Source organism: Nocardioides sp., assembly GCF_036274455.1.
Classification (GTDB): domain Bacteria; phylum Actinomycetota; class Actinomycetes; order Propionibacteriales; family Nocardioidaceae; genus Nocardioides.
In genome coordinates, this window is record NZ_DASUFR010000030.1 from 1 (window position 1) to 4,696 (window position 4,696).

Sequence of the window (4,696 nt, forward strand, 5' to 3'; positions counted from 1 at the left end):
GCGAGGACGCATGACCCTGCCCCGGCCCGGGCGGATGACCGAGCGTGGAACCAGAGGGCCGGGCGGCCCACGGAGGGAGAGCTTGACCATGAGGATCGCGATCAACGGGCTCGGACGAGTCGGCCGCGCACTGCTTCGGCAGGCCGTGCTGAGCAAGGACCTCGAGGTCGTCGCCGTCAACGACCTCGCCGACCCGCGCACGCTTGCTGCCCTGCTCCGCCGCGACTCGACCTACGGGCCGTTCCCCTACCTGGTCGAGGCCGGCGAGGACGCATTGGAGATCGACGGCGTCGAGATCCCGTGGTCGAACGCGACCACTCCGGCCGCGCTGCCCTGGGCCTCGTACGCCGTCGACGTGGCGGTCGAGTGCACCGGCAGGTTCCGGACCTACGAGTCCGCCGGCGAGCACCTCGAGGCGGGTGCCCGCAAGGTGGTCCTCTCGGCGCCGGGCAAGGACGTCGACGCCACCATCGTCATGGGGATCAACGACGACACCTACGACCCCCAGCACCACGACGTCGTCTCCAACGCGTCGTGCACGACCAACTGCGTCGCACCCATGGTCGCTGTGCTCCACCGGGCCTTCGGGGTCCAGCAGGGCTTCATGTCGACCGTCCACGCCTACACCGGCGACCAGAACCTGATCGACGGCCCGCACAAGGACCTGCGCCGGGCGCGCTCGGCCGCGGTCAACATCATCCCGACCACCACCGGCGCCGCACGGGCCGTCGGCCTGGTCCTGCCCGAGCTGGCCGGACGGCTCGACGGCGTCGCGCTCCGGGTGCCCGTCGTCGACGGGTCCCTGGTCGACCTGGCGGTCCTGCTCGACCGGGAGGTCACCGTCGAGGAGGTCAACGCCGCGTTCCAGGCGGCCAGCCACAGCCCGGAGCTCGAGGGACGGCTGCGCTACGAGACCGAGCCGATCGTGTCCGTCGACGTGATCGGTGACGAGTCCTCCTGCGTGTTCGACTCCTCGCTCACCCAGGCCTCGGGTCGGTTCGTGAAGGTCTTCGGCTGGTACGACAACGAGTGGGGCTACACCGCAAGACTGGCCGAGCTGGTCCGTCTGGTCGGCGAGTCCGTGACCACCCCAGTGGCGTGACATGACTCTCGACGTCCGCATCCACGGGCGCGGTGGACAAGGGGTCGTCACCGCGGCGGAGCTGCTGAGCCTGGCCGCCTTCGACCAGGGCCTGCACGCGCAGGCACTGCCGAGCTTCGGCTCTGAGCGGACCGGCGCACCTGTCGTGTCCTACTGCCGGATCGACGACAAGCCGATCCGCGCTCACGACCCGCTCGACGCGCCCCAGGTCGTCGTCGTGCAGGACCCGACGCTGCTGCGGGCCGCCGACGTCCTCGACGGGCTGGCCGAGGACGGCGTCGTCGTCGTGAACTCCGCGCGTACGCCGGCGGAGCTGGCCGATGCAGGGCTCCGGCTCGAGGGACACCAGCACGCGGTGTGCCTGCCGGCGTCCGAGCTCGCGCGCGAGCGGCTCGGCCGCCCGCTCCCCAACACCGCGCTCATCGGTGCGGTGGTCGCCCTGACCGGCATCGTCGGGCTGCCGGCGCTGCAGGAGGCGATCCGGCAGCGGTTCACCACCGCCACCGACGACGTGCTCCAGGCCAACCTGCAGCTGGCATCGGACGCACACGACCTGGTCAGCGAACGGGAGCATCACGATGCGTAGGCAGGTGGAGGGCTCCAAGGCCGTCGCCGAGACCGTGGCCCGGTGCCGGCCGACGGTCGTGGCGGCGTACCCCATCTCGCCGCAGACCCACATCGTGGAGCGGCTGTCCGAGCTGGTCACCGTCGGTGAGCTCACCTCGTGCGAGTACCTCATGGTCGAGTCCGAGTTCGGTGCGCTCTCCGCCTGCATCGGCGCCTCCGCGGCGGGCGCCCGGACCTACACGGCCACCGCCAGCCAGGGGCTGCTGTTCATGGCCGAGGCGCTGCCGAACGCCTCCGGGCTCGGCCTCCCGATCGTGATGACCGTGGCCAACCGGGCGATCGGTGCGCCCATCAACATCTGGAACGACCACTCCGATGCTCTCTCGCAGCGCGACTCCGGATGGGTCCAGCTCTTCGCCTCGTCCAACCAGGAGGCGGTCGACCTGCACGTCCAGGCCTTCGTGCTGGCCGAGCAGATGTCGCTCCCGGTGATGGTGTGCATGGACGGGTTCGTGCTCACCCACGCCATGGAGGAGATCGACGTCCCCGAGCAGGACGACGTCGACGCGTTCCTTCCGGCGTTCCGGCCCCGGCAGTGGCTGGACCCGGACCACCCGGTCACGATCGGCGCGATGGTGGGGCCGGACGCCTACACCGAGGTGAAGTACCTCATGGCGCAGCGTCAGCGCCGCACCCTCGACGCATTGGCCGAGGTCGCGGACCGGTTCCGCGGCGCCTTCGGACGCGACTCCGGGGGGCTGCTGCGCCCCTATCGCACCGACGACGCGGAGGTGGTCCTCGTGGTGATGGGCTCGGTGTGGGGGACGGCGGCCGACGCGGTCGACCAGCTCCGGGCAGACGGCGTCCGGGCCGGTGTTCTCGGCGTGACGTGCTACCGGCCTTGGCCCGGTGATGCGCTGCACGACGCGTTGTCCGGCATCGCGAACGCGGTGGTCGTGAACCGCGCCGTCGCGACAGGCCCCGGGGGTGTTCTGGGCCAGGACGTGCACGTCTGCGCCCCCACGGGCACCGCGGTTCGCGAGGTGGTCATGGGCCTGGGCGGCCGTCCGGTGACCCGGGCCGGGCTCGTGGACCTGGTCTGCGACGTTCTCGACGGGTGGGAGCCCGCCGGGGTGCTCGACTACCGCGACCTCGACGAGCGAGTCGCTCAGAGGGAGCTCGCCCGCGAGGAGGCGCTGCCGTGACCAGCGAGCTGTACCAGATCGGCACCTTCGCCGCCGGAAACCGGCTGCTGGAGGAGGACCAGCGGACCATCCAGTCCAGCCGCGACCGCGGCAACGCGATCACGTCCGGTCACCGCGCCTGCCGCGGCTGTGGCGAGGCGCTCGCGGCGCGGGTGGTGCTCGACGCCGCCCAGCGCACCGCCGGAGGACGGATGGTGACCGTCAACGCCACCGGGTGCCTCGAGGTGTTCTCGACGCCGTACCCGGAGTCGGCATGGCAGGTGGCCTGGCTGCACTCGCTGTTCGGCAACGCCGCCGCCGTCGCCTCCGGGGTGGCCGCGGCGCTGCGGGCCACCGGCCGAGACGACATCCGGGTGGTCGCCCAGGCGGGGGACGGCGGGACCGTCGACATCGGGCTCGGCTGCCTCTCGGGCATGTTCGAGCGCAACGACGACGTGCTGTTCATCTGCTACGACAACCAGGGGTACATGAACACCGGCGTCCAGCGGTCGGGTGCGACCCCGCCCGCCGCGAGCACGGCCAACACCCGTCCGCTCGGCGGCTCGGTGGGCAACTCCTTCGGGACCGGCAAGAGCCTGCCGCAGATCGCCATGGCCCACGAGATCCCCTACGTCGCCACCGCGACCGTCGCCGACCTGCATGACCTCGAGGCCAAGGTGGTCAAGGCCATGGGGATCAACGGCGCCCGCTACCTGCACCTGCTGGTGCCCTGCCCGCTGGGCTGGGGGACGCAGTCGGCCGAGACCGTGCGGATCGCGCGCCTGGCTGTGCGCAGCGGCCTGTTCCCGGTCTTCGAGGCCGAGCACGGCACGGTCACCGGGGTCACCCCGATCCGGCAGCCCGTCCCGGTCGAGGACTACCTGCGGCCCCAGACCCGGTTCGCCCACCTCTTCCGGGGTGAGGGCCGGCCCGAGGTCGTGGCCGCGCTGCAGGAGCGGGCCGACCGCTACATCGCCCGCTTCGGGCTGCTCGAGGGAGAGCCCGACGAAGCCGCGCCGAAGGACGAGGTCCGGACATGACCGACATGCAGCTCCCGTTCGCCGTCACCCTGGGTCCCGGCTCGAGCCGGGCCGACCACACCGGCACGTGGCGCACCGACCGTCCCGTCTACCAGACGCTCACGGCTCCCTGCGGGCACGCCTGCCCAGCCGGTGAGGACGTGCGGACCTGGCTCGGGCTGGCCCAGGAGGGCGACGCCGGCTACGAGGCCGCGTGGCGCAACATCATGGCGGTGAACCCGTTCCCGGCGATCACCGGCCGGGTCTGCTACCACCCGTGCGAGACCGCCTGCAACCGCGGCCAGCTCGACGAGGCGGTGGGCATCAACTCGGTCGAGCGCTTCCTCGGCGACCGCGCCCACGAGCTTGGCTGGGAGGTCGCCGTCATCGCTGCGCCGACAGGACGGCGCGTCCTGGTGGTCGGCGCCGGCCCGGCGGGCCTGTCGACGGCCTACCACCTCACGCTGCTGGGCCACGAGGTCGTCATCCGCGACTCGGCCCCGCACGCCGGCGGCATGATGCGCTACGGCATCCCGCGCTACCGGCTGCCCCGCGAGGTGCTGGATGCCGAGATCGGGCGGCTGCTCACGCTCGGCGTCCGGATCGAGCTCGACAGCCCGGTCACCGACGTACGTGCGGCGCGCGACGAGGGCTGGGACGCAGTCGTGCTGGCCGTCGGCGCTCAGCTCGGCAAGCGCGCCTACCTGCCGGCCGCGTCCGCGGCCAAGATGGTGGACGCCGTCTCGCTGCTGCACGGGCTCGAGGAGGGTGAGCGGCCGCTGCTCGGCCGCCGCGTCGCGGTCTACGGCGGCGGCGACACGGCC

General features: G+C 72.3%; 5 protein-coding genes. All 5 read left to right on the plus strand.

Annotated elements, in window-relative coordinates; translation table 11 throughout:
• Positions 1 to 82: 82 nt before the first annotated feature.
• Positions 83 to 1,102 (plus strand): type I glyceraldehyde-3-phosphate dehydrogenase, encoded by a 1,020-nt coding sequence (gene gap, locus VFV89_RS03015; protein WP_329704420.1) that lies wholly within the window; start codon positions 83 to 85, stop codon positions 1,100 to 1,102.
• A 1-nt stretch (position 1,103) separates the two neighbouring features.
• Positions 1,104 to 1,688, plus strand: coding sequence for a 2-oxoacid:acceptor oxidoreductase family protein (locus tag VFV89_RS03020; protein WP_329704421.1), 585 nt, complete (start codon positions 1,104 to 1,106; stop codon positions 1,686 to 1,688).
• Positions 1,681 to 2,874 carry a pyruvate ferredoxin oxidoreductase gene (gene porA, locus VFV89_RS03025; RefSeq protein WP_329704422.1) on the plus strand — a complete coding sequence of 398 codons (1,194 nt, stop codon included), beginning with the start codon at positions 1,681 to 1,683 and terminating at the stop codon, positions 2,872 to 2,874. Before VFV89_RS03020 ends, porA begins: the two co-directional genes overlap by 8 nt.
• Positions 2,871 to 3,893, plus strand: coding sequence for a thiamine pyrophosphate-dependent enzyme (locus VFV89_RS03030; protein WP_329704423.1), 1,023 nt, complete (start codon positions 2,871 to 2,873; stop codon positions 3,891 to 3,893). Before porA ends, VFV89_RS03030 begins: the two co-directional genes overlap by 4 nt.
• A partial coding sequence (locus tag VFV89_RS03035) for an FAD-dependent oxidoreductase (RefSeq protein ID WP_329704424.1) occupies positions 3,890 to 4,696 on the plus strand: 807 nt, incomplete at its 3' end. The genes VFV89_RS03030 and VFV89_RS03035, both read left to right, overlap by 4 nt.

Excerpts from the sequence above, each read along its gene's own strand:
- VFV89_RS03020 (WP_329704421.1), top strand. The coding sequence starts at position 1,104 with ATGACTCTCGACGTCCGCATCCACGGGCGCGGTGGACAAGGGGTCGTC.
- porA (WP_329704422.1), top strand. The coding sequence starts at position 1,681 with ATGCGTAGGCAGGTGGAGGGCTCCAAGGCCGTCGCCGAGACCGTGGCC.